Consider the following 20892-nt stretch of genomic DNA (forward strand, 5'->3'; position numbering starts at 1 on the left):
CATGAGCCACAGGTTAAAAATATTACATATTGAGGATGTTCCAAGTGATGCTGAACTGATTGAAAGAACATTAAAACAAGCAGGCATGGTGTTTGACATGCTGGTTATTGATACCAGGGCTGAATACATCCACGCACTGGCTGAATTTCACCCGGATGTTATCCTTTCTGATCATTCTTTGCCCACGTTCAACTCGCTTGAGGCATTAAGAATCCTAAAACAAACCGGGGCAGATATTCCGTTCATTCTTATAACTTCTACAATTTCAGAAGAGTTTGCCGTAAATGTAATGAAAGAGGGCGCGTCTGATTATATCTTAAAAGACCGGCTTCAGCGTTTGCCCACTGCAATCAACAATTCATTCGACAAACACAGATCAACAGCCGACAAACAAGTTTACCTGGACAAAATAGTTGCCAGCGAGGCTTTGTTTACCAAAGCGGAATTAATTGCTGAATTTGGCACATGGCGAATTGACCTGGCTAATAATATTACCAATTGGTCGGCAGGCACTTTTTTGCTGCTGGGGTATAAACAGGAAGAAGTTGAACCTTCTTATGACAATTTTTTAAGAAATATCCACCCTGACGATAAAAAGGAAGTTGAAATATGCTTTAGAAATGCCCTTAGTACGGCGCATTCAACAGAAGCGGAGTGCCGGGTAATAAACAAAGATGGTACCATTATGTACATGCGCACTCAGTTTGAGTTTGAATTGAATGCGAAGGGAGAAGCGGCATATATTAACGGATTTAACCAGGATATAACCCGTTCAAAGCTTGCGCAATTAGAGATCCAAACAAACATTGAAGAGCTGAACAAGATCACTATTGACCTGGTAAAGCGCAATAATGACCTTGAACAATTTACTTATATCGTTTCGCATAACTTAAGAGCCCCTGTGGCCAATATTATTGGGCTTTCAAATATGCTGAATAGCCCTGATGAGGGTTTTGAAGAAGAACAGGAAATTAAATCGGCGCTTGCTACCTCTGTTGGTATATTAGACCAGACCGTAATAGACTTAAACCACATCTTACAAATAACTACCCAAATAAATGAGAAGAACGAAGCGGTGTCATTCCAACACCTGGTTGAGGATATAATAGAGGGGCTGGATGGTGTGATCCAAAAAGGAAACGTTACCATAACTTTTGATTTTGCAGCAGCCAATAACATGGTCACTATAAAAAGCTGTATGTACAGCATATTTTATAACCTGATCATAAACAGTATTAAATTTAACCGGCCCGGTGTTGACCCTGTAATTTCTATCTCAACCTGCTGCACCGGCAATGAATTAGAGATCAGGTTTAAAGATAACGGCAAGGGAATTACAGAAAAAGATCTTAAAAGCGTTTTTGGATTGTATAAGCGGTTTGATACCAGTGTGGAGGGCAAGGGCATGGGCCTGTTTATGGTTAAAATGCAGATAGAAAATCTGGGCGGAAAAGTAAGCGTACAAAGCGAGCTTGGCTCCGGAACAACTTTTATAATAGAATTTCCTGGTTTCAGATGTGCAGATTAATCGCTTGCAGATGGCTTTATTCCTTTAAGACACAATTTATAATATATGAGCAGCAGCCTCAATAAAAAGCTCTTTACGTTCACAAGCATAGTTGACGAAACATACGTGGAGCAAATGACCCCAAAACAGTTTGAGCTAACCGTGCATGACTATATGGAAGAAATAGGAAATGGGCTGCCTGATTTTAAAATAACCCATAATGCCCAGCTGGTTGGCAGTGATGGCATTTACCAGATTGATGTGCTGGCAAGCTATACCGCATTGGGGGTGAAAATGGTAGTGCTTATTGAATGTAAACATTATACCAAAGCGGTTAGCCGCGAGAAGGTGCAGCTGCTATATGATAAACTGCGATCGACCGGGGCACATAAAGGCATCCTGTTTTCGACCGCCGGTTTCCAGGATGGCGCTATTGAATACGCGCTTAGGCATAAAATAGCCCTTGTACGGATGCTTACCGACAGGTTTGAAAACATTACCAATTCACTTGAAAAACCAAAAAAGCGCGACTTTTTTATATTACCCAAGCCTCCAAAATTTATAGCGGAGTGTTATTGCGATGAGCAGCTTAATTATATTAAGCTGGGGAAGATCGGGGGGCTTGTAAAGTATTTAACCGGGGAAATAAGCGAAAATAATTAACAAACTAATAAGTAAATTATCCCCTGATGAAAACTATAATATTTCTATACAATATGAAAGCCATTATTAGTTATATTTTTTTAGGGATATTATTTAGTGTTTTAATTGTGCCGGCAGTTATTGGGTATGAACAAATTAAATGAGAAACAAACCACAAATACATTAAAAAGGGCTTGCGAAAAGTGAGCCCTTTTTAATGTATTTAACAATTTATTGGTTACCCAGTCGGGTTGTAAAATCTGAAATCACATTTTGGTATTTTCTTAACACGCGGTCCCAGTCGTGAAATAACTCATCCGCTTTTACACTTGTTAATGCAGAACCTGAATATTCGCTTACTAATTTGACTTTGTAAGTTAGCGGATCACTTTTAGCCAGTTTAATTATTAATCTTGTCCTGATAGTATTTTGCATAAAGGTTTGAATACTCCATGCTGTCCTTAAATAAGATGTTTCCTTATCAGCCACCTCTATAGCATCAAAATAGTCAGTCACAATTTGATTCACACGTTTCCAAACATCAGTTGGGTCTTGTTTTTTGTTAACTTCAATTGAGAAATCAATGTTTGCCTGGTCTGTTTTAATAGATGCCTCTTCCGCATCATCTTTTTTCATGTCAAAAAATTGTTTCCTGGGAGGATCTGCCATTCCTTTTTTATTACAAAAGGTTTGCTCATACTTTAAGAAGCCGGATTTTTGAACTTTAACATCAACACAAGAGTTTTTTGGGACTTTGATTTTTAAATTTCCTGTGCCTAAAGGTTGTCCATCAACAATAATTTTAGCATCAGGTTCTGAAGCAGAGATTTCTACACTTTGTGCTTTAATTGCAAATGGTGCAATTAAAAGTAAACTGAATAGTAAAAGTTTAACGTTCATATAACGGTTGGGTTTAAATTAATTAAGTATTAAATATATATGTAAATTCTCATAATAATATTATTTATTATATTCATAACGATATTTTTAAGAGGATGCAGTTTTAAATCTTCGCGCGCTATTAAGAAAACCACAACAAACTTTATTTAATCCTGCGTAAAGACGCTCATTATTTTCGTCTGTAGCGTCACAAAGTCGTTGGTTTGTATTTTGTGGGAAACGCAGTGCGAAAGTCCGCCTATAGGTGTAAGACTCATTTACAGGTTAACACCGTAATAAAATACCGATCAAACAAGCAATAAATCTTCTGAGCTGCCCGAAATAATTTGTGAAGGAGAGTAAATGTTAATAATTGTAACAGAAATGTTGCACAATACAACTTATTTGTTAACTTAGTATCTTCATACGGCAAGCTTCCTGCTTGCCTATTGTGATAAGGTTTAGGTTAAGGCATCCAAACAGCGAGTGTGAGGATGCCTTTATTTTTTAATGGTTAATTTAAAATAGCAATACACTGCACTTGCTTAAAAACTGTATAGTGAGATCGAAAATTAACCGGCAAAAATTATATTTGCAGTTGAAAGTAAAAACTTTCGGGATGTAGCGTAGCCAGGTATCGCGCCAGCATGGGGTGCTGGAGGTCGGAAGTTCGAATCTTCTCATCCCGACGGAGAAGTCAAAAGCCTTTAGCCGAAAGTCCGAAGGCTTTTTTTGTGGCATCACGTCCCGATAGGATCGGGAAGGTCGGAAGGTCGAATCTTCTCATCCCGACGAAGAAAATCTCAAAGCCTTTAGTCGTAAGGTGGCCGTTGCGCAACTAAGGCGAGGTTTTCAAATAGCCCGATCGAATAATGTTCGATTGGGCTATTTTTTTACATAAGTATTTGATATTTAGTACTTTGTTTTGTATATTAAGGGCATGCAAGGCAAAAAGGATTACCAGGAAAAGCTCTTTATCCGGTTTCAGCTTTCGGATTATATTCCGGCTGATAATTTCTACAGACGTTTGAAAGGTATACTCGATCTCAACTTTGTTTATGATGGGACTGCCAAGTATTACGGCACAGAGGGACAAAAGAGCATTGATCCGGTTGTGTTTTTCAAACTGATGCTGGTCGGTTATTTAGAGAACCTGAATAGTGACCGGCGCATTGTTGCCACATCCCGTATGCGTATGGATATCCTCTATTTTATAGGATATGATCTGGATGAAGAGCTTCCCTGGCATTCAACCCTGAGCCGTACGCGTCAACTTTACGGAGAAGAAGAGTTTACAGCGATTTTTAAACAAGTTCTGAAAAAGTGTATTGACAAAGGTTTGGTAACTGGAAAAAGACAGGCTATCGATAGTGTATTTGTCAAAGCAAATGCAGCTATGTCAAGTTTGGTCGAACGGGAGATTATGGATGATGTAGCAACTTATGGCAAGCAACTGGATGATCATAATGATGAAACCGCTGCCCAGGATACAACAGCTGAAAACACTACGCCTAAGCCGAGAAAGAACGCTAAGATCGATAAGAAAGCAAACAGTAAGCGTTACAGCCCATCAGATCCCGATGCCCGCCTGTCGGTAAAAGCCGGAAAAACAACGAGGCTGAACTATTCCGCTCACGTGAGCGTAGATACACAAAATCATGTTATTACGCATATTCAGGCCTGCCATGCAGATAAAGGCGATGCGCCATCTCTTCCTGAAATCCTCGCCCATGTCGTAAGCAACCTAAAAGATAATGGCATAGGGATAGAAGAAGTGCTTGCAGACACCGGTTATAGTGGTGAAGCGGCGCTCCTGTTTTTAGCTGATAATAACATTAAAGGGTACATACCCAATAAAGCAGGATGCAGAAGCAGGGAGAGCCGGGAAGGTTTTAATTATGACAAGCAGCATGACCGGTATATTTGCCCTGAAGGCAAATACCTTACTTTTCATAATTTCAAAAAAGCAGCGAACGCAAACACACATAAAATTTACCGGACCAGTGTTAAAGATTGCAGGGACTGCCCTTTTAAAGATACCTGTGTTAACCTACAGGGGTTTAAAGTATTCAAAGATTCGGTAGCCAAAGACCTTTATATAGCAATGCACGAACGCATGCAAACCGGGCCGGGTAAAAGAGCCAGAAAATTACGACAAAGTACAGTAGAACCTGTATTGGGTACGTTGGTCAATTTTACAGGGATGGGGCAGGTAAACACAAAGGGGATCGGGCTAGCAAACAAATGTATGATTATGGCCGCCGTCGCCTATAATCTGAAAAAACTCGTTAACGGCATACCAACAAAACTTAGAAAGAGAATAAGAAAGCTCCCAGGGAACGGTTCTGACGGCCTTAAGAATACATTATTGCCTTGGATCACCAAGATAGAGACCCCGATAAGATCTTTCAAAATCAGGCGTAAAAGCAAATGGCTGAATAACCATTTGCTTTGCAAATTGAATTATTCAGCCATTTAAATTAAAACATTCGTTGTGCAACGGCCACTGAAAATCTGGAGGCTTTTTAATGTAGCATCGCCTCCCGATAGGATCGGGAAGGTCGGAAGGTCGAATCTTCGCATCCCAACTTGAAAATCAATAATTTACAAAGTAAAAAGGTAAGCCCTTTTTTATTGGGTCTAACATTTTCTATCTGTTTTAATATGTTTTTTTAATATTGAAAAAAATTGCATTGCGTTATTTTAAAATATTTCGGCACTCGTTATAAAAACTCCCCGGCTTCCTTGAGAGGATAAAGTATTTATCGACACGGAATAATTTATTTTCATTGCGTTAAACATGGCCAACTTGGATTGGTCAGCAATTTTGTATGACCTATTTTAAATTCAGAAATATTCCGGTGGTGATGCCCATAAATCGGATTTCTGCCGTCCAAAAAGCCCTTGGCCTCTCCGGGCCTGATCACCGAAACAATCGATGGTAAAGAATGGCAATGGAGCGTCATTTAGTATGAGTATTATGATGCCACCGCTTATTTAAAGAAATATGGCATTAGTTTAATTTTTAAACATTATTGGATGCGCCATATTTTATATCTATTTTGTAAGGTGTTATTTAACAATTAAATAAAACGAAAACTTTATAAAAAAACAAGCAATTCGGTATGGTATTCCGGTTTGCTTTATCACTTAAACCTATCACCATGTTTAACAACGAAGCATTGGACGTCGTCATTGGCATCGTCCTCGTTTACCTCCTGTACAGTATGCTGATCACCATTATGGGTGAATACGTTTCTACGAAACTCGGCCTGCGCGCCCGGCTCCTGCGTGTCGCTATCGAAAGAATGCTTAATGACGGTTATTATCGTCAGCTTAAAACGCCCCGGCAGCATCGGATCCAGTTTTGGTTAGTGAAACGATTTATGTTTGAACCCGATGGCTTTAAGTCGAGTTTTGCCGGACGCTTTTATGAATTTCCCGCGATCAAGTTTCTGAGCCGGATCGAAACCGAAAACAAGAAACGTTTTGACCTGACTAAGCCCTCCTATTTTAGCGCCGCCTATTTTGCGGATACCTTGATTGATATCCTGAAAGAAAAAAGCAGCGGCAAGACGAATGTCCAACGCATTGCTTATACATTACATTATAACACACAGCACATTCAGCCTCAGACCTTAAAGATCATTCGTAACCATTTTACCAATGCGCAAGAGGACCTGTCCAAATTTAAAGCCAATTTGGTGCAATGGTTTGACGAGACGATGGACCGCTGTAATGGCTGGTATAAAAGAAAATTACAGTTCGTCCTCTTTTACTTGGGCTTAGTCGTAGCGATTGCCTTTAACATCGACAGCATTCACATTGCGCGTATTCTTTCGCGCGACAAAGAAGCACGTCAGCAACTAGTGGACATGGGTGTTCGCTTAGCCAAGGATACGGCCACGTATAAAGATTTTACCGGGCGTGCAAGTGATACGCTCCGAGGGAAGGCCATTCTAGACAAGGGTTTTGACCATGTGACCAAGGATATCCAGGCCGCTAATTTGATATTAGGCTTAGGCTGGCACTATGCACCGCCATTGGTGAATACCACGGTGGTCTGGAGCAAGCCTGATATCGCTCATTTGCCGCTACTCAAATCCTATGCAAAACTAAGCGAGCTCCAGGCCAGCCTAAAAAAACGGCTCACAGAGCGGCAGGTAACCTTGCAACATCAACTCGGTCAAGCGGCTATTTACCGTTTAGATGTATTGGTGTTCAAAAATCAGCTACAACAAGCCACTCCCGCCAAGCTGTTAGAAGCCTATAGCCAAAAAGTCGCCGATACCGTCAAATTAACAGGGCAAATACTCACCGGGCGTGCTGCCTTGCGTGCCGATTCGTTAAACTGGCGTGAAAACGCCAGGCAAATGCTGGCCATGTCTCAGCCGCTGTTGAAAGCACCTTTGATACGCCTGAGCGATGTCAAATTTAAAAAGGCAGCCACCTATGAACTTATCGGGCAGCGCAAAAGTGATTTTTGGGAAGTACTGGGCTACCTTTTGCGCGGTTTCTTTAGCCATTTACCCGGCTTACTGATCACGGCGCTGGCTCTATCCTTAGGCGCGCCATTCTGGTTCGATCTATTGAATAAGCTGGTCTCTATCCGTGCTGCAGGCGTTAAACCCGAGGAAAAGAAAATCGTTCCGACAACGGAACAACCGGGTGTCAACCCGCTACCGATCCCCGCACCAGTTCCGGCCACTGACACTGATGAAGCAGGTGCGGCACTTGATGCACTCACCGGGCAATTGGTGGGCGAGCAAGGCATCATAGGCTTGGGCCTGAAGTTACAGCCTCCCGGCATTTTGGTCATGGTGACCAGCCAACAGGTTATCACCTACCTGACCAACAAATACGGCAATACCTGGCCGCTGTCCCCAACAGCCACGTTGCCGTTGACCTTTGCAGTGGAGGGTCTCAATTTTCTGCACGCCGGGACTTGTGGCGGACAAATCAGTAATGCCGCTCTGATGTCGAACAGCGGCACACTTGGCGCCTTCCTCAGAAAAACCGGCTCAAATGACGATTACTTTATTTCCTGCTGGCATGTGCTCAAGGATAACTATCGATATAAGGACCCGGCGGTGAACTTAGATATTGTGGCCTTCAATAATAACGTACCGGGAACATCGCCGATCGGCACCATTGTCGACGGTTGTTTGACCGACAAATTGGATGTGGGCATTGCCCGTTGTACCGCAGCTGCGCCTAAACCAGCAAATACCCAAGGAACTTTTAGCGTAAAGAAGCAACACCGCGCGGTTACCGCCTACGATGGCTTGGTGAGTACGCCCGTGCAGATCCAGGGGATGGCCAGTCAACTGGTGGACGCTACCATCTTTCAGTATAAACTGAACATAACTATTCCCTATGACGACGGACACGATTATATGCTCTATGATGTTTTCAGCCTTATTCAGACCGATGATCAGGGTAATATCTCTGCTCCGACCACCAAAGGGGATTCAGGCGCCCTGGTTCTGGAAGCCGGTACAGGTGTCCCGCTGGGTATGATCTTCGGCGGTAATCAAAATTACTCCTACGCGATCAAATTCAGCAATATATTCGATACCGATCAACCCTACCACGGTTATTATTTTAATATCTAAACCCCAAATAAATGAAAAAGATCCTTACTCTACTCAGCTTTGTGCTCCTGCTGCTGCTCTCGGCCGGTATGGCGCAGGCGCAAATCATTTACCTGAATGTGAACGCCTCTGGTGAAACCTCCATTTGGCTGGATAAAACAAGCTTATATAAGGACAATATTAACCAGCTGCCCATTAAGGGCACGAATGGCTTTAAGATCAAGCTGACCAATTTGTCGGGTAGTGTTGCCGAGGTTGTTATTAAAGGCCGCGATGATCTGTTACCTCGCGGTACTACCCTGACGCCCTTATCGATCGCAGACTTTGGACCAGTGCTTACCTCCATGAATACGCTGACCACGGATGAAAAACTTTACCTATTTGTCAACAGCCATAGCTATAACCTGAAGCAGCCTTTTTCGATCATTTTTGGGCTAAAGAACCAGCCTGCAACTACCTTTACGGCCAACTTTATTCCAGTTGACGCGACGGGGACACCTGCTGATGTGGCGGCGGCACCGGCGGCTCAACCCCTGGTGTCAAATCCGAACCCTGCTGGCGCCAACAACGGAGCAACGGCCAAAAAAAACGAAGTATATCATCCGGGAAGCGCCGTTTATGACGCTTTAAAACTCAACGACCCCACCTTAACGCAACAACAACTGTTAGCTATTATCGGGTATTATTACCCTGGTCAAACGATACAAACGCCCGCCAATGCGGTGAGCGCTGTTGTCAATAATCCATTTTTAAAACCGCTGATCACACAAGCCTTTGCTAATAAAGCGATTAAGCCCGACGAGAATGTGGCCCAGTCGGCCAGTGCGGTGAGTTCAGCGCTGTCTCTATCCTCTATCGGCGGTCTGGATGTAACCAATTTGGCCGATGGTCTCGCGAAGTTCTTAGTGAAAAGGGCCAAGGAGGAGTTAAGTGCTGCCTTCTTTGTGAAACTGAAAAAGGCGATCAATGATCAACCGGATCTAAAAACACTTTTCCCCAAAACCACCGATTTACTCAACTCGATCGATGACCAGGTATATAACTACCAGCAATACCTTCAAAATTTAAGGGAAGCCTTCAAAAATGACATCGAGGCGCTGGATAACAACCTCCCGGGCATCATTCGTAATCATGCCACTTATTTCGCGGCCCAGCATACGCTTGCCGCCGGTATTACCGGTGGTTGCTATGTCGTGAGCGGCCTGCGTAAACAAGTGCATCCGGGGGATATCTTGGCAAACTATCCGCTCAGTTCCCTCGATAAAGAGCCCGAAGCTTGGGAAGGCTCGATACAAACCTTGCAGTTATTGAGCAGTGCCTTGCGCGATACGTCGTCGGCTGATGCCAAATACTGGGTCAATATCAAGTATATGCGTCAGCTGGTTGCAGACAAAAAAAACGTGCAGCTTTTCCTTGGCTTGATTTACGAGCAAGCCAAGACGAATTATAACAGCATTTCTTATGGTGGGGGTAAAAGCTTAGTTTCCTTGCTGAATGACTTCGGTACAAACCACCTGACCGATGCCGCGAAGTTTGATGTGTATAAGGCTTATCTGCTGCAGTTCGCTGAAAAGACTGATGCGCTCAACAAGATGATCCAGGACTATCAAAAGCCCGCGAATGATTCCTTGGCGGTGGAACAATACAAGAAATATTTCGATGGCGCCAAGGATCTGTTGGTATATGCTTTGAAAGTAACGGATCTCCCGGATGTAGCTACTCTGTTACCAGCAACCACCGCACTCAAGACGGACCTGCCACGTTACCTGACGCTGCTAGGTTCGGTGTCCGATTTGGCGGTAGACATCAATCGCAAGAATTACTCTTCCGCGATCAATCAATTATTGGTGATCTACAATGCGATCTACACTAAACCATTAACCGCTGACCTGGCTGTGGCGAGAACAGCGCTAGGCACCCAAACCGTGGTCAAGGCCGCCGACATTACACTTCAAAATAGAGGAACCTTCACTGTGGAACAAGTATCTTATGCGGAGGCCGTTCGCGACATGAATGAAGCGAAATCACATCAGGCAAATTTGGTGAGGTATGGCGCCTTTATGGCCGCGATCGCCACAGCCAAAACCAGCGACCAGGTGGAGCAAGCCCTGGAGTCTTTTGTCTTACCGGCCGGGTCCTCCAGTATCAAACGCGAAAGCCCGTTCAATGTGTCGCTGAATGCTTATACCGGATTGTTCCTGGGTTATGAGCAGATCCAGGACGTTCCATCTTCCTTCCATGTCAACAGTTGGGGATTGACCGCGCCGGTGGGCGTAGCGATCAGCCTTGGCGAGCATCAATTTTTCCCGCCCTTTAAAAACGGACATTCGTCCACGTCACTATTTATCTCGCTGATCGATGTGGGTGCTGTGGCAGCCTATCGCTTTAAGGATAACCAAACCGCGCAGGTACCTAAAATTGAGCTCAAGAACATCTTTTCACCAGGTGTCTTCTTGTCGCTCGGTATACCTAAAACACCCTTATCGCTGAACTTTGGCGTACAATCCGGGCCGAATCTGCGCGAGATCAACAATGAGAATACCGTGCAACCGGCAGATGATGCCAGTAATAAATTATACTGGCGATTCAGCGCTTCGCTCGTTGTCGACATTCCATTACTTAACTTCTATACGAAGTCCAAATAGGCGCTGAAAAAGCCCTCAAACAACAGAGGAATGCGCGAATCGTGCATTCCTCTGTTGTTGTTTAATACATCATGTCACGATCAAGGCGCCTGATCATGTACCAGGCTCGCTAGCTTCCACTGTCCATCTTCTTTGATCATTTGCATAACGCCAATTTCCCCGGAATATCAAATAAGTGATCCAAGTGTCACACACATTTAGTGTCAAATGACATTTTTTATGCTGTTTTTTCTTCTCAATTTTGATATGTTATTTCGATGGACGAATGACCTGGAAAATTAAAGGAAATGAAAAAATTAGAAAATAAAGTAGCTGTTATTACGGGCGCTACCAGCGGTATGGCCCTTGCCACCGCAAAATTATTTGTTGAAGAAGGCGCATATGTATTTATCACAGGTCGCCGGCAGGAACAATTGGATGCGGCAGTGAAGGAAATAGGCCGGAATATCACCGGAGTTAGGGCTGATTCAGCCAACCTTGCGGACCTTGACCATTTGTATGAAGTGGTAAAGGCTGAAAAAGGCCGGATAGATATTCTTTATGCCAGTTCGGGCGTAGGCGATTTTGGTATTCCTATTGGAACAGTTACAGAAGAAGTTTATGCCAAAACTTTTGACGTAAATGTTAAAGGAACATTGTTTACCGTACAAAAGGCGCTGCCTTTGTTAACTGACAGCGCTTCGGTGATTATGACCGGCTCAATTGCATCTGTAAAAGGATTTGAAGGCATGGGCGTTTATAATGCCAGTAAAGCCGCTATCCGCTCATTTGCCAGGACCTGGACAGTTGAGCTCAAAGCACGAAAAATAAGAATTAATGTGCTTAGTCCGGGTACAATTGATACCGGCATTTTTGTTGGGGTGCCCCAGGAGGTTAAAGATTCATTTGCCACAATAATACCAATGGGCCGGATAGGCAGCTCTGAAGAGATTGCCAAAGTGGCGCTTTTCTTAGCCTCAGATGATTCCAGCTTTGTTACGGGGATTGAATTGTTTGTTGATGGTGGCGCAGCCCAGATCTAAATCATAGGATAATAATTAAGGTTTTTTAAGCAGAAATTGAACCCGGATTATTCAGAAGCTAAAGGATAGCCTTTTGCAATCCAGTTTGTTTTTAAATTGGTTGATAAATTAAGCAGTTTTACATTGGTAAAACCTAGTTTTTTTAGTTCAGTAAAGGCCGGCCTGAGATTGGGGCATTTAGCAAAAGGGCAGCATCCGCAATAAATTACCATTTCTGTGTTTTTTGGTATGGCAGCTACAGCATTTTTTTACTTTTCCAGGTTTCCTGCGTCGTTTACAGCCCCGATGTGTTTAGCGCCTTTAATATCTTCTACCGCGCCAATATTAAAGATAACAGGTGTTTTTATTTCTCCTGCTTTAATATCTGCAGCCAATTGGGATGGTTCCAGCAACTGCCCATCACTCCACGGGTTACTTACCCCCAGCGCAGGCATAGCAACCGGAGAAGTTTGCGCCTGTGTATTAGGTGCAGTTAGTATTACAAACAGTAAGCACAAAAACATTATCAATGAGATTTTTTTCATATTCAAAATAAATATCAGGACCTTTAATTCTTCAAAGATGATGAATTATCCATGAAAAAAAATAAAAAGGCTCATTGGGAAAAAGTATATAAAACTAAAAAATCTGAACAGGTTAGCTGGACTCAGTCCATCCCTCAAACATCCCTTGATTTTATCCATGGCTTTAATTTATCGAAAACGGATAAGATCATTGATATTGGGGGCGGAGACAGTAAATTGGTAGATTACCTGTTGCAGGAAGGGTTCACAAATATTAGCGTGCTGGACATATCGGAGGCCGCTTTACTAAAAGTAAAAGACCGGCTTGGCGAAAAAAGCAAAACGGTGACCTGGATTGTTTCTGATATTGCCGATTTTCAGCCGGAAGAACATTATGATCTATGGCATGACCGGGCTACTTTTCATTTCCTAACGGAAGGGGAACAGATTGAAAAGTATTTAGCTACAGCGGGCAGGGTTATTAATAATTACCTGGTAATTGGCACTTTTTCAGAAAACGGACCTCAAAAATGTAGTGGTTTGCCTGTTAAACAATATTCAGAAATACAGTTGCAAAAGCAGTTAAAAAAGCATTTTTCAAAAATAAGATGCATTAATGAAGATCATTTGACCCCGTTCCAAACGACTCAAAATTTTTTGTTTTGCAGCTTCAAAAGGCAACAAGCTAACAATTAAAAGAGTTAGACAACAGTGATCAATGGCCCGTCATCCTGCGGCTTTAGCCAGCCAAATGAGTTAAAACCCAGCTGTAGCTCCCGCAATACCTGCTCAAATACTTCACAGCTTTCTTCACTTACCGCTACCAGCAAACCGCCGCTGGTTTGCGGATCGGCCAATATGTATCGTTGCTCATCAGTTAATACGCTAACTTTATGACCATAGCTGGCCCAATTGCGCTGTGTACCACCCGGGAAACATTTTTGAGAAAGATAGCCTGGTAATGAGGCAATAACCGGAACTTTTGCAAACTCGATAACTGCTGATAATCCGCTGCCTTCGCACATTTCAGAAAGATGGCCCAGCAAACCAAAACCGGTTACATCCGTCATCGCTTTAACGCCCTCCATTTGGCCAAACAACTCCCCGGGTTTATTCAGTGTGGTCATGCTTTGCAAAGCAATAGCGGCATCTTGAGGCAATAATACACCCCGCTTTTGGGCTGTAGACAAGATCCCTACGCCCAGCGCCTTGGTAAGGTATAAGCGGCATCCGGTTGTTGCTGTTGAGTTTTGTTTAAGATGCGGAATATTTACCAGTCCATTCACAGCTAAACCAAATACAGGCTCGGGACAATCAATGCTGTGGCCTCCTGCCAGAGTAATACCTGCTTCGGCACAAATAGCCCTGGCACCCGCTAATACTTTTTGGGCGGCTTCAGGCGGAAGTTTTTCTACCGGCCAGCCTAATATTGCAATGGCGAGCACAGGCTTGCCACCCATAGCGTACACATCACTAATAGCATTGGCGGATGCAATACGTCCGAAATCATATGCATCATCCACAATCGGCATAAAGAAATCAGTTGTAGAGATCAGCGCGGTGCCGTTGCCCAAATCAAGAACTGCGGCATCATCCCGTTTATCATTACCAACCAATAGCCTTGCATCCGGTTGATTTATTATTGAACTATGCAGAATTTTATCAAGTATAGCCGGGCTTATTTTGCAGCCGCAGCCTGCACCGTGAGAATATTGGGTAAGTTTAATTGTTGTGGTATCCATTAATTTGGTGTGATACTCTGTTCACTTACAGTAACATGAGTTATGAAATTTAAAATTTTTCCAACATTGCTTTCAAGGTTTGTGCTTTCAAGCTCCACTGAAAAGACCTGTTCGGTATTACGCTTAAGCAAACCGGCACGATAAGTTTTATCATAGTAAACCAGCACCAACCGGATAAAATCGACCATTTGGTTCGCCCTGATGGCTTCAATTGCGTATTTGGTTTGTTCCGGTCCAAGGCGCTTGCGGATCCGCCCGGTGCATTCCACCAAAAAATCCTTATCCAATGCACCATATTCCTGTACAAGTGCATTTATCCGTTGCTCCCGGTCAACTTTCAGGTCAATTAAAACGGCATCCCGCATCTGGTGCCAGAAGGGGTTGGGAATAGAGCGTTTGCCAATGGTTAAACTTTCGTCTTCCACCCAAATCTTCCGCCCTTTATCCATGTGCCTTAACTGGTCTGCAAAATTGTTTTCAAACTGTTCCTGTGTAGGTTGTACCAATTTATTCATAGACCCATAGGATGAACCCTGGTGTCGGGCCAGGTCTTCAAGGTCTATCACCTGCTGGCCGGTAGTTTTAAGCTGGTGCAGGATCCTGGTTTTGCCCGAGCCGGTCATGCCGCCCAAGATCCAAAGGTTATATTTTTGTTCAAATTGTTCAAGTACCCACCTGCGGTAGTTTTTATATCCGCCCTGGATGATAAATACCTCAAAGCCGTACAGGTCAAGCGCCCATGCCATTGCCCCGCTGCGCATCCCGCCACGCCAGCAGTGAACCGCAATTTTTTTATCCGGGGCTATTTCAAGCGCCCGTTTTATAAACCCTGACCACTTTGAGCCGGTAAGGTCAAATCCCAGCAAGATCGCTTCCTCACGACCTACCTGTTTATAGGTTGTGCCTACTTTAACCCGTTCTTCATTTGTGAATAATGGAATATTAAAAGCGCCCGGAATATGGCCCTGCTCAAATTCGGCTGGCGTGCGCACATCGATTAAAGCGACTGGTGTGCTTAACTTCAAAAAATCATTTATCGTAATATGCCGGGTCATCTGCTTTGAATGGGGCAAAGATAAGCGACATTTCAAATAACCCGTTATTTTACAATTTAAACATGATGTATAAAATGAACAAGATTATTATATAGCTTTATGTAGTAATTCAATTGAAGTTCTTCATATCCCAAATATGAAATTTTTAAAATTCATACAATTATTTCTGCTTTGCGTTACAGCTATCATGGCAGCGCTGTGCTACAACAATATTTTAAGCCTCAAACCAGATAATTTGTTTGTTTTTTTTGGAGCCGTGGGTGGTATTTGTGCCGTTTTACTTGAAATATATTCCAGGCAAACAAAAAAATTCTCAGTGGCACACGTTCTTGCTGTTGGGTATGTCGAAAATTTTCTTGAACCTGTAATGATCCAAATCATTGAACAAAAGAATGAGGGTGATCCTCCGCCTAAATTCTTTATTTTTATCCCCTTTGAAATTTCAAAATTAGATGAAAATTCTATCGTTTTGCTAAAGGATTCATTAAATAATGATGGTTATAAAAGCGCAAGCGTTAACGTTCAAATTCCCAAACAAAGAACCAGGAACATACTTTTAGTAACTAATTCCACAAACGGAGATAGTTTTTATTTTGATATTCCTACCACGCTGTCATCTTTGTCTGCTTTAATTGAATATACATTTGAGAAAAAGAAAAACACATCGCCTAAAGGCTTGAAGGATGATATTTTTAGGAAATATATGGATTATTTCAAAGGGGAATTAATTGAAATTTTGAAAGATAAGGGTCTATATAGCTATGTTACGCTTGTTAAGTCGGTTAATGAGATTAAATGATTTTAATGGGCCAATAATACACCGATTAAATTTTAAATGAACTATAGACACAGGACATCAGGGAAAAATATCCACATCCACCCGGGCAAATTTAATAGTTTTGTTAATCGGATTTTACGAAAATTCTTTTCGGTAGGCATATGGAGTTTTTCCGGTAACTGTTTTAAATTGCCTGTTAAAATAAGACAAATTATCAAAGCCGCATTCGAAACAAACTTTGGAAATACTCATATCTTCCTCTGCCAATAAATGAATAGCATGGGTCACGCGTACATGGTTCACAAACTGCGATAATGTCTTATTGGTCCGACGTTTAAAATATCGGCAGAAAGCGGATTTATTCATAAATGCAAGTGACGCAGCTTTTTGACTGGTGATCCGTTCTTTGAAATTTTCCAATACATATTTATATACCTCATCTAATTTGTTTGCTTTTTTTTTAGTGATTATAGAATTTTCAAATATGTCGGTGCTGATGGTGGTAGTTTCCTCTTTTTTTAATGAAGCAACTGTTTCTAATATCCGTAGTAAATTTATCAAACCCTTCAAACCCGAGGTTTTCGGGGCATCAATCATTAGTCTTTTTAACTGGATACCTGGGTTTGTAATTTTTATTCCCAAATGAGCAGTTTTTAGTAATGTTTTTACTAACAAAAATTCCGGTTGAAGGTAAAAGTCACCTCCTAAAAAATCGTCGTCAAACTGAATCACGATAGAATGAGCAAGTTCTCCTGATTTTATGAAAGATTTATCATTTATAAAATAATGAGGAAAACCTATCCCAAATAAGTATAAATCGCCCCCTGTAAAATTCAATAGGCTATCACCACCATAAAACTTACCATGTCCTTTAACAATATAGGTAAATTCATAACCCTGATGGAAGTGAAACGGCGCGGCGAACTGAGTTGTAATCTCTTCTTTGACGATATAACTTGAATTTTCGGATTTAGTAAGTTCCCGTAAGATCTTTTTCATTCTTTTTTTAAAAAATACCCTGGTGTAAATGTAAATATTGTATCGGAAATAGCAAATGGTGTGTTTTTTTGAATTTAAGCCACCTGTTATATTTGAATAAGTTATTATTCTAAGTAAAAAACCTAATAATGAAGAGTTTATCACTACTGATTTTATCGTATTTTCTTTTTATTAACCATTCGGACAATGCAAATCACAAGAACCGGCCGAAAATTAATGTCTGTACTTCTAATACAAATAGCTCCTTTTTTAAGATAAAAAAGAAAAGTAAAGAGGTGGAACAGCACTGGAAACTGGGCGTCGCTTTATATGCCTTTCATACTTTTTCCTTTCCTAAACAATTAGATCTCGCTGATAGTGCGGGTGTTAAATATGTTGAAGGATTTTCGTTCGCTGATGCAGGCCCAGAGCTAAAGGATTCAATGATTATGCAGCTTTCGGCAGCCGGCATTGAAAAGATTAAAGAACACCTTAATAGCAAAAAGGTCAGGATGACTTCCATCTATCTGACAGGAGGGAATAATAAAACAGAATGGGAAAAGCAATTCAAGCTGGCAAAGCAGCTAAATGTAGAATATGTGACGGCAGAACCAGCTATTAAAATGTGGGACATGGTTGATAGTCTCGCAGGTGTTTATAAATTGAAAGTGGCTATTCATAACCACTGGAAGGGGGTTAGTAACTACTGGAGCCCTGATTCCGTATTGGCTGCTCTAAAAGGCCATCACAATTTTGGCGCTTGCCCGGACCTGGGACATTGGCCGAAAAGTGGTATTGACCCGGTTGAGGGCCTGAAAAAACTGCAGGGCCATATCATTGGAATTCATCTCAAAGACATTGCAGCTTTTAATGATCCAGCACTTAAGGATGTTCCGATTGGTAAAGGTGTTGTCGATTTTTCGGGTGTATTCAGAGAATTAAAACGACAAAACTATAAAGGTTATTTCATGATAGAACGTGATGCGGAGGAAAAGCCCAGTAATCTTTCATCAATTATCTACGAAATAAAATATTTCAATGATAAGGTAAAATCAATAAATTAAGATTAGGCCTGCCCTTTAATATTAACATTCCGTTTACTTTTTATATCAGTGTAAAAAACCGGAAAACATCATTTAAATGCTTTCCAATTTTGAATTATGGAAAAATAGTGATTGGTTCGGACGTGGGTTTCATTTTAATTCGCATTTAATAGATCAATCGCTAAAAAACTAATGCCTCTCTGAAGAAAATGATAGGTGTTATTGATAATAATTTATATCAAAATGGTAATTAAAAGAACCAAATTATTGTTAGCGGGAATTGTTTCAACTGCAATTTTAACTTCAGCAATGTATCTCGCGCAACGGGAGTATGCTGACTGGAAGATTTATGGTGGCAACGGCAACAATAACAAATATTCGGATCTTAAACAGGTCGACACAACGAACGTTAATCAGCTAAAGGTCGCCTGGGTGTACCATTCCGAAAACGAGGACCGATCTAAATATGGCCCGATGGAAAGTAACCCGATCATCGTGAATAATACTTTGTTTGGTGTGTCTCCGCGTCTCAAGCTTTTCGCCATTGATGCTGCTACCGGCAAAGAAAAATGGCATTTCGATCCTGCCGATACCGGTGGCAATAAAACATGGGCCAGAAAGAGTATCAATATGAACAGGGGTGTAGCCTACTGGGCAGATGGAGATGACAGGCGGATAATTTATACAGTTGGTCCAATTGCGTTCGCTGTAAATGCAGAAACAGGTAAACTTATTCCCAGTTTCGGAGTAAACGGTGGCGTGGATCTGAGGATGGGGCTTGGCAGAGACCCAAAGGGTGTGTCCATTTCGCCGACTTCGCCAGTGATTATCTACAAAAACCTGTTCATCACCAGTGGTTTGGTAAGTGAAACAACGCCCGGGCATATCCGCGGCTTTGATGTAAGAACAGGAAAGCAAAAGTGGATCTTTCACACCATTCCATACCCGGGAGAAGCTGGATATTCGACCTGGGATGATAAAACTGCATACAAGCGAATGGGATCAACCAATGCCTGGGCAGGATTTAGCCTTGATAGTAAAAGAGGACTCATATTTGCCGGGGTAGGTAGCCCTACAAATGACTTTTATGGCGGAGATCGTTGGGGAAAAGGCTTATTTGGAAACTGTCTGCTGGCGCTGGACGCAGCCACAGGAAAACTGAAATGGCATTTTCAAACAGTGCATCATGATGTATGGGATATGGATATATCCAGCACACCGGTTCTTGTCACTATTCCGAGGAACGGAAAGCAAATCGATGCCGTTGTGCAAACGACCAAATCCGGTTTTGTTTTTGTTTTTGATCGCGCAACCGGGAAACCTCTTTTTCCAATAATAGAGAGACCTGTCCCGACAAATAACGCAGCGTTAGGGGAGAAATTAAATGCGACGCAACCGTTTCCTGTTTTACCTAAACCTTTTGTAAGACAGATCATGACCGAAAAGGATTTGAACTCGGTAGTTGGTGATTCCTCTTACCAGGATGTAAAAAGGCGTTTTAAAACTTACCGGTCGCAGGGGATTTTTACGCCGCCAACAGAAAAAGGAACTATCATTTTACCCGGATATGACGGCGGGGGTGAGTGGGGCGGTCCGGCTGTTGATCCGGAAACAAACATACTTTATGTAAATGCAAATGAAATGGCCTGGGTATTAAACCTGGTCAAAGAAAAGTCGGATAATAAAAAATCGATGTCCAATCTCCAGGCAGGTGTGGTGCTGTACCACAAAAATTGTATGGGATGTCATGGGCCGGAACGTTTGGGTTCCGGAGATTATCCATCATTGATGGGTGTGGAGAAGAAATATAGATTTGCCCAATTCAGCGAACTGTTATCTACCGGGCGAAGGATGATGCCCGGATTTGCTCAGCTAAGTAAAGCTGAAAAAACGGCTATTGGCTCATTTGTTTTGAATTTGAAATCCGAACAGGAGAAACTCTATACAGGAACTGCGATCAAAAATAATAATAAATCACGGCCTTCATATAGCTTTACCGGCTACAACAAATTCCTTACTAAAGAAGGTTATCCTGCCCTTAGCCCGCCCTGGGGTACCATCAGTGCAATTGATCTTAACACCGGAAAATATCAATGGCAGGTACCATTCGGAGAGTTTGAAGAATTGAAGAAGAAAGGAGTCCCTGCCACCGGGCGTGAGAATTATGGTGGTCCAGTGGTAACAGCCGGTGGGTTGATCTTCATCGGTGCATCGGCTGATGGCAAGTTTAGGGCGATAAATAAGAAAACCGGGAAAACTGTATGGGAAACAGAACTTCCTGCGCCCGGAGTTGCTACGCCAGCTGTTTATGAAGTTGATGGTAAACAGTATATTGTAATTGCCTGCGGCGGGTCAAAATGGGGTGGCAAATCAAGTGATGCATATGTTGCCTTTACCTTGCCTGATAAATGAATAAATTCAATAAACAAGGATATCAAATAAGCTGTTGCGTACCTCTGTGATTGGACGGGTAATGGCTGTTTTAACTATAATTATTAAATCAA

The 20892-nt window shown here is 42.2% G+C and carries 15 protein-coding genes and 1 tRNA gene; 11 read left to right on the top strand and 5 right to left on the bottom strand.

The window, feature by feature from the left end; genetic code table 11:
* Window position 1 precedes the first annotated feature (1 nt).
* On the top strand, window positions 2-1528 hold the full coding sequence (locus JWQ54_RS02300; protein ID WP_299579583.1) for an ATP-binding protein: 1527 nt from the start codon (window positions 2-4) through the stop codon (window positions 1526-1528).
* 45 nt (window positions 1529-1573) lie between these two features.
* Window positions 1574-2170 carry a restriction endonuclease gene (locus JWQ54_RS02305; protein WP_299579586.1) on the top strand — a complete coding sequence of 199 codons (597 nt, stop codon included), beginning with the start codon at window positions 1574-1576 and terminating at the stop codon, window positions 2168-2170.
* Between the two features lie 210 nt (window positions 2171-2380).
* Here the strand turns inward: JWQ54_RS02305 and JWQ54_RS02310 are convergent, their stop codons facing one another.
* A complete protein-coding gene (locus tag JWQ54_RS02310) occupies window positions 2381-3049 on the bottom strand; it encodes a hypothetical protein (RefSeq protein ID WP_299579589.1) in 669 nt (222 codons plus the stop codon).
* A 594-nt stretch (window positions 3050-3643) separates the two neighbouring features.
* Between JWQ54_RS02310 and JWQ54_RS02315 the strand changes: the two genes are divergently transcribed.
* The 5 genes from JWQ54_RS02315 (at window position 3644) to JWQ54_RS02335 (ending at window position 12289) form a co-directional block, all read left to right on the top strand.
* Window positions 3644-3717: transfer RNA gene (locus tag JWQ54_RS02315), tRNA-Pro, on the top strand.
* A 251-nt stretch (window positions 3718-3968) separates the two neighbouring features.
* Window positions 3969-5507 carry an IS1182 family transposase gene (locus JWQ54_RS02320; protein ID WP_299579592.1) on the top strand — a complete coding sequence of 513 codons (1539 nt, stop codon included), beginning with the start codon at window positions 3969-3971 and terminating at the stop codon, window positions 5505-5507.
* Window positions 5508-6192: 685 nt separating this feature from the next.
* Window positions 6193-8643 carry a hypothetical protein gene (locus JWQ54_RS02325; protein ID WP_299579595.1) on the top strand — a complete coding sequence of 817 codons (2451 nt, stop codon included), beginning with the start codon at window positions 6193-6195 and terminating at the stop codon, window positions 8641-8643.
* Window positions 8644-8654: 11 nt separating this feature from the next.
* Window positions 8655-11267, top strand: coding sequence for a hypothetical protein (locus JWQ54_RS02330; protein ID WP_299579599.1), 2613 nt, complete (start codon window positions 8655-8657; stop codon window positions 11265-11267).
* 287 nt (window positions 11268-11554) lie between these two features.
* The gene (locus JWQ54_RS02335; protein WP_299579602.1) at window positions 11555-12289 is read left to right on the top strand and encodes an SDR family oxidoreductase; all 735 of its coding nucleotides are present in this window, start codon (window positions 11555-11557) and stop codon (window positions 12287-12289) included.
* Between the two features lie 248 nt (window positions 12290-12537).
* On the opposite strand, the gene JWQ54_RS02340 is transcribed toward JWQ54_RS02335, so the two are convergent.
* The gene (locus JWQ54_RS02340; protein WP_299579605.1) at window positions 12538-12813 is read right to left on the bottom strand and encodes a hypothetical protein; all 276 of its coding nucleotides are present in this window, start codon (window positions 12811-12813) and stop codon (window positions 12538-12540) included.
* A 51-nt stretch (window positions 12814-12864) separates the two neighbouring features.
* Between JWQ54_RS02340 and JWQ54_RS02345 the strand changes: the two genes are divergently transcribed.
* A complete protein-coding gene (locus JWQ54_RS02345) occupies window positions 12865-13488 on the top strand; it encodes a trans-aconitate 2-methyltransferase (RefSeq protein ID WP_299579608.1) in 624 nt (207 codons plus the stop codon).
* 5 nt (window positions 13489-13493) lie between these two features.
* On the opposite strand, the gene selD is transcribed toward JWQ54_RS02345, so the two are convergent.
* Together selD and mnmH are read right to left on the bottom strand one after the other, a co-directional pair.
* Window positions 13494-14534, bottom strand: a complete 1041-nt coding sequence (gene selD / locus JWQ54_RS02350; protein WP_299579611.1) for a selenide, water dikinase SelD — start codon at window positions 14532-14534, stop codon at window positions 13494-13496.
* Window positions 14534-15589 (bottom strand): tRNA 2-selenouridine(34) synthase MnmH, encoded by a 1056-nt coding sequence (mnmH, locus tag JWQ54_RS02355; RefSeq protein WP_299579613.1) that lies wholly within the window; start codon window positions 15587-15589, stop codon window positions 14534-14536. Before mnmH ends, selD begins: the two co-directional genes overlap by 1 nt.
* Window positions 15590-15725: 136 nt before the next feature.
* Here mnmH and JWQ54_RS02360 point away from each other — a divergent pair, with 136 nt between their 5' ends.
* Entirely contained in the window at window positions 15726-16388 is a 663-nt protein-coding gene (locus JWQ54_RS02360; protein WP_299579615.1) for an STING domain-containing protein, read from the top strand.
* A gap of 114 nt (window positions 16389-16502) precedes the next feature.
* Here JWQ54_RS02360 and JWQ54_RS02365 read toward each other — a convergent pair whose 3' ends face one another.
* Window positions 16503-17366 (bottom strand): AraC family transcriptional regulator, encoded by an 864-nt coding sequence (locus tag JWQ54_RS02365; protein WP_299579617.1) that lies wholly within the window; start codon window positions 17364-17366, stop codon window positions 16503-16505.
* 128 nt (window positions 17367-17494) lie between these two features.
* Between JWQ54_RS02365 and JWQ54_RS02370 the strand changes: the two genes are divergently transcribed.
* Both JWQ54_RS02370 and JWQ54_RS02375 read left to right on the top strand, forming a co-directional pair.
* Complete coding sequence (locus JWQ54_RS02370; protein ID WP_299579619.1) at window positions 17495-18409, top strand: sugar phosphate isomerase/epimerase; 915 nt, start codon at window positions 17495-17497, stop codon at window positions 18407-18409.
* Between the two features lie 222 nt (window positions 18410-18631).
* On the top strand, window positions 18632-20800 hold the full coding sequence (locus tag JWQ54_RS02375) for a PQQ-binding-like beta-propeller repeat protein (protein ID WP_299579621.1): 2169 nt from the start codon (window positions 18632-18634) through the stop codon (window positions 20798-20800).
* The last annotated feature ends 92 nt before the right edge of the window (window positions 20801-20892 follow it).

It is taken from the genome of Mucilaginibacter sp. (genome assembly GCF_028288225.1).
GTDB lineage: Bacteria > Bacteroidota > Bacteroidia > Sphingobacteriales > Sphingobacteriaceae > Mucilaginibacter.

Bases quoted from the DNA above. Each gene is read 5' to 3' on its own strand.
- JWQ54_RS02320 (WP_299579592.1), top strand. From the start codon at position 3,969: ATGCAAGGCAAAAAGGATTACCAGGAAAAGCTCTTTATCCGGTTTCAG.
- JWQ54_RS02330 (WP_299579599.1), top strand. From the start codon at position 8,655: ATGAAAAAGATCCTTACTCTACTCAGCTTTGTGCTCCTGCTGCTGCTC.
- JWQ54_RS02340 (WP_299579605.1), bottom strand. From the start codon at position 12,813: ATGAAAAAAATCTCATTGATAATGTTTTTGTGCTTACTGTTTGTAATA.
- selD (WP_299579611.1), bottom strand. From the start codon at position 14,534: ATGGATACCACAACAATTAAACTTACCCAATATTCTCACGGTGCAGGC.
- JWQ54_RS02365 (WP_299579617.1), bottom strand. From the start codon at position 17,366: ATGAAAAAGATCTTACGGGAACTTACTAAATCCGAAAATTCAAGTTAT.
- JWQ54_RS02310 (WP_299579589.1), bottom strand. From the start codon at position 3,049: ATGAACGTTAAACTTTTACTATTCAGTTTACTTTTAATTGCACCATTT.
- JWQ54_RS02375 (WP_299579621.1), top strand. From the start codon at position 18,632: ATGGTAATTAAAAGAACCAAATTATTGTTAGCGGGAATTGTTTCAACT.
- JWQ54_RS02360 (WP_299579615.1), top strand. From the start codon at position 15,726: ATGAAATTTTTAAAATTCATACAATTATTTCTGCTTTGCGTTACAGCT.
- JWQ54_RS02370 (WP_299579619.1), top strand. From the start codon at position 17,495: ATGAAGAGTTTATCACTACTGATTTTATCGTATTTTCTTTTTATTAAC.
- JWQ54_RS02345 (WP_299579608.1), top strand. From the start codon at position 12,865: ATGAAAAAAAATAAAAAGGCTCATTGGGAAAAAGTATATAAAACTAAA.
- JWQ54_RS02325 (WP_299579595.1), top strand. From the start codon at position 6,193: ATGTTTAACAACGAAGCATTGGACGTCGTCATTGGCATCGTCCTCGTT.
- mnmH (WP_299579613.1), bottom strand. From the start codon at position 15,589: ATGACCCGGCATATTACGATAAATGATTTTTTGAAGTTAAGCACACCA.
- JWQ54_RS02335 (WP_299579602.1), top strand. From the start codon at position 11,555: ATGAAAAAATTAGAAAATAAAGTAGCTGTTATTACGGGCGCTACCAGC.
- JWQ54_RS02300 (WP_299579583.1), top strand. From the start codon at position 2: ATGAGCCACAGGTTAAAAATATTACATATTGAGGATGTTCCAAGTGAT.
- JWQ54_RS02305 (WP_299579586.1), top strand. From the start codon at position 1,574: ATGAGCAGCAGCCTCAATAAAAAGCTCTTTACGTTCACAAGCATAGTT.